At 50.3% G+C, this 4,426-nt stretch carries 2 protein-coding genes; both read left to right on the top strand.

Annotated elements, in window-relative coordinates:
* Positions 1–589 precede the first annotated feature (589 nt).
* The gene (secA, locus tag SIN01_RS12745) at positions 590–3,109 is read left to right on the top strand and encodes a preprotein translocase subunit SecA (protein WP_010024166.1); all 2,520 of its coding nucleotides are present in this window, start codon (positions 590–592) and stop codon (positions 3,107–3,109) included.
* 26 nt (positions 3,110–3,135) lie between these two features.
* Positions 3,136–4,234, top strand: a protein-coding gene (gene prfB / locus SIN01_RS12740) for a peptide chain release factor 2 (protein WP_141306113.1) whose coding sequence is annotated in 2 segments (ribosomal slippage) — positions 3,136–3,198 and positions 3,200–4,234 — 1,098 coding nt in all. Because the reading frame shifts where the segments join, the coding sequence is not laid out codon by codon here.
* Positions 4,235–4,426 lie beyond the last annotated feature (192 nt).

The following is a 4,426-nucleotide window of genomic DNA, read 5'->3' as shown; positions in this document are numbered from 1 at the left end:
GAAGTGTCGTTCATGCACAAGGTGATGAATGAAAGCCGCATCCTGCGGAAGTAAGGACTAGGCGTAGCCTAGTCCTTCTTAGGCAAAGCGTTTTTTCGACAGCACAGACGATTCTGCAAACTGACTGATAAAAATCGCAAACTGACTGATAAAATCCCGAAACTGACTGATAAAAATCGCAAACTGACCGATAAAATCCCGAAACTGGCTGATAAACGTGCCAAACGCGACGGATAACCAGCCCGGGAACTAGCGTCCGCCCCACCTCCAAACGGCCCGCTCTGTTTTCATAGCGCCCGTTTTGACGTATAATAGAAAATGTTGGTTTTTACCTAATGAGTGGAATGCGTGCCCCTGAAAATGGAGCGATTTTGCGAACATCTGAATAGGGGAGTCTGCATGCGCTGGCCGCAGACACAGTTCTCGCTTTCAGGCAATTGTCACCATAGGGGAATATTGTTAAAATAAAGAACATATTGATGAAGATTTTTTTCGGACAGGTTCGAACGCGAACTTTTGACACAGGAATGACTCTGAGGGTGCGGCAAGTTTCGCCAAATCAGAAATAATAAATGAGGTGTATGCAGGCATGATAGGAATGCTTAAACGAGTGCTCGGAGATACGAGTCTCCGCAAACTCAGCAAGATGGAAAAAATCGCGCATCAGATTGACAACATGGCTGATGACTATAAGGCGCTGAGTGATGATGCGCTTCAGGCGAAGACGCCGGAATTCAAGCAGCGTCTGGAAAATGGCGAAACGCTTGATGAGCTGCTGCCGGAAGCCTTTGCGGTTGTTCGTGAAGCATCAACGCGTATTCTGGGCATGACGCCTTACTACGTTCAGCTGATTGGTGCGATTGCGCTCCATCAAGGCAATATCGCCGAGATGAAAACCGGTGAAGGGAAAACGCTCGTTGCGACAATGCCGCTTTATTTGAACGCGCTGGAAGGTAAGGGCGCTCATCTGGTTACGGTCAACGACTATCTGGCGTCGCGTGACGCGGAGCAGATGGGGCTGTTGTACAACTTTCTCGGCATGGCGGTCGGCCTGAACCGTAACGGCTTGAATCCGGAAGAGAAGCGGGAAGCCTATGCTGCCGACATTACGTACGGGACGAACAGTGAATTCGGCTTCGACTACTTGCGCGACAACATGGTGCTTTATAAGGAAGAACGCGTGCAGCGTCCGTTGAATTTCGCGATCGTCGATGAAGTCGACTCGATACTAGTTGACGAGGCGCGGACACCGTTGATTATTTCCGGTAATGCGGAGAAATCGACCGATCTGTATGTGCGCGCCAATCAATTTGCCCGTCTCCTAACCGAGAAGCAGGACTACACGGTTGATCTGAAGACGAAATCCGTGCAGCTGACGGAAGAAGGCATGACGAAGGCAGAGAAATTCTTCGGCATCAAGAACTTATACGATTATTCAAACGTCAACATCAATCACCACGTGAGTGAAGCGATGAAGGCACATGCGATCATGCATCGCGATCAGGATTACGTGGTTAAAGACGGCGAGATTGTGATTGTCGATCCGTTCACCGGCCGTCTGATGCAGGGACGTCGCTACAGCGAAGGGCTGCACCAAGCGATTGAAGCCAAGGAAGGTCTTGATATTCAGAGTGAAAGCAAGACACTGGCAACGATCACGCTGCAGAACTTTTTCCGGATGTATCAAAAGCTTTCCGGTATGACCGGTACGGCGAAGACCGAAGAAGAAGAATTCCAGAGCATCTACAACATGGATGTTATCGAAATTCCGACTAACAAACCGATGATTCGTAAAGACAATCCGGATTTGATCTATAAAACGCAAAAGGGTAAATTTAACGCGGTTGTTGAAGAGATTGCGAAGCTGTATCACCGCGGCCAGCCGGTGCTCGTGGGTACCGTAGCCGTTGAAACGTCAGAATTGATTTCCAAACTTCTGAAGCGCAAAGGTATCCCGCACAACGTCTTGAACGCGAAGAACCATGCGCGTGAAGCAGAAATCATTGAAAATGCCGGCCAAGCGGGTTCGGTAACGATCGCCACCAACATGGCCGGTCGTGGTACCGACATTAAGCTTGGCGAAGGGGTTGCGGATCTTGGCGGTCTGTTTATCCTTGGTACCGAGCGTCATGAATCACGCCGTATTGACAACCAGTTGCGTGGTCGTTCCGGTCGTCAAGGTGATCCGGGGGAATCCCGTTTCTACCTGTCTCTTGAAGACGACTTGATGAAGCGCTTCGGTTCTGATAAATTAAAGAGCTGGATGGAAAAAATCGGCATGGACGATTCGGCGCCGATCGAAAGCAAGCTGGTCAGCCGTTCAGTTGAAGCCGCTCAGAAACGTGTCGAAGGCAATAACTTCGATGCGCGTAAACAGCTGTTGAAATTCGACGATGTTATGCGCCAACAGCGTGAAATCATCTACAAGCAGCGTATGGAAGTGCTTGAATCGAAAAATCTTCGTCCGGAAATTGAAGGCATGATGAAGTCGGTCATCGAAAACGTTGTGAACGCCCATACACCGGAAAAAGAAGTACCGGAAGATTGGGATCTTCAAGCGATTGTCGCTTACCTGAATGGGATGATCTTCAGCGAAGGCGTACTTTCGCTGAAGGATCTTGACGGTAAAGATCCGGAAGAAATGATCGATGATCTGTACGAAAAGGCGATTGCGCGCTATAACGAAAAAGAAGCGTCCTTTACGCCAGAACGGCTGCGTGAATTCGAGCGCGTGATTACGTTGCGTACGGTAGATACCAAGTGGATGGATCACATCGATGCGATGGAACAGCTCCGCGAAGGCATCTACTTGCGCGCCTATGGTCAGGTCGACCCATACCGTGCATACAATATTGAAGGTTTCAAGATGTTCGAAGAAATGGTCGCCAGCATCGACGAAGAAATCGTCAACTTCCTGATGAAGGCAGAGTTGCGCGAGGAACAGCCGATTCAGCGTGAAAACGTAACGCACGGTTTACGCGTGATTTCCGGCGGCCAGGACGACGAACCGGTAAAGAAGAAGCCGATCAAGCGCAAAGTCCACGTCGGCCGTAATGATCCATGCCCATGCGGCAGCGGTAAAAAATACAAAAACTGCCACGGAAAATGATCTGTGGGTAAGAAAGTAGGATGAACATGGATTTACCAGAAATGAAACACGAAATTGATGAGATGGAAACCCGTCTCAAAGCGTTTAGGGGGTCTCTTTGACTTAGATAACAAGAAAGCAAGGATCGCCGAATTGGATGAGAAAATGTCGATGCCCGGCTTCTGGGATGATAATGAAAAAGCGCAGAAGGTCATCGACGAATCCAACGAATTGAAGGGAAAGGTTGACAGTTTGACCGACCTGCAAAACAAATTCGAAGATCTGCAAGTGGCTTACGAGTTAGTCAAAGAAGAGAACGATGCGGATCTGAAAGCGGAACTGGAAGAGTCGCTCGGCGAAGCGCGGGACGCGTTCAATCGCTATGAAACGCGGCTGCTGCTAAGCGCTCCGCACGACCGCAACAACGCGATCTTGGAACTGCATCCCGGTGCGGGCGGTACCGAAGCTCAAGACTGGGCGTCAATGCTGCTGCGTATGTATACGCGCTGGGCGGAACGCAAAGGTTTCGCGGTCGAAACGCTTGACTACCTGCCGGGTGATGAAGCCGGCGTCAAAAGTGTCACCCTGCTCATCAAAGGAACCGATGCGTACGGTTACTTAAAGGCGGAAAAAGGGATTCACCGTTTAGTGCGCATCTCACCGTTTGACGCAGCCGGGCGCCGACACACGTCGTTTGTTTCCTGCGAAGTGGTGCCGGAACTCGATGATGATATTGAAATCGAAGTCCGTCCGGAAGACTTGAGAGTCGACGTGTTCCGTTCCAGCGGTGCCGGCGGACAGCATATCAACAAAACATCGTCTGCGGTCCGCATGACGCACCTTCCAACCGGAATTGTTGTCAGCTGCCAGTCGGAACGGTCACAGTTCCAAAACCGTGATCAAGCGATGAAAATGTTGAAATCGCGCCTGTTTCAATTGGAAGAGGAGAAAAAGGAAGCCGAAATGGCTGCACTCCACGGCGAACAAAAGGAAATCGGCTGGGGCAGCCAGATCCGCTCCTATGTGTTCCACCCATACTCAATGGTTAAGGATCACCGCACCAACGTCGAAATCGGCAACGTGGACCGCGTTATGGACGGCGACATCGATCCATTCATCGATGCCTACCTCCGACTCCACCTATGAATCAAATAATCGAAAAGGAACCGGCGATCCGGTTCCTTTTTTTCGTAGGAAAAGAAAGTAGGCGATTTTTGGTCACACAAAAAACAGTGCGTCAAACGCGCACATGCAAGATGCCTGCGGGATCGCGCCTCGTTGATGCGAGCCAAGCGAGACTCCGCAGATTCCTGCCTGTCTGAGGAGGCTGAGTAACCG

The organism is Sporolactobacillus inulinus, from assembly GCF_006539285.1.
Classification (GTDB): Bacteria; Bacillota; Bacilli; order Bacillales; family Sporolactobacillaceae; genus Sporolactobacillus; species Sporolactobacillus inulinus.
This window is presented reverse-complemented; position numbering and strand designations above follow the sequence as displayed.

Bases quoted from the DNA above. Each gene is read 5' to 3' on its own strand.
- secA (WP_010024166.1), top strand. From the start codon at position 590: ATGATAGGAATGCTTAAACGAGTGCTCGGAGATACGAGTCTCCGCAAA.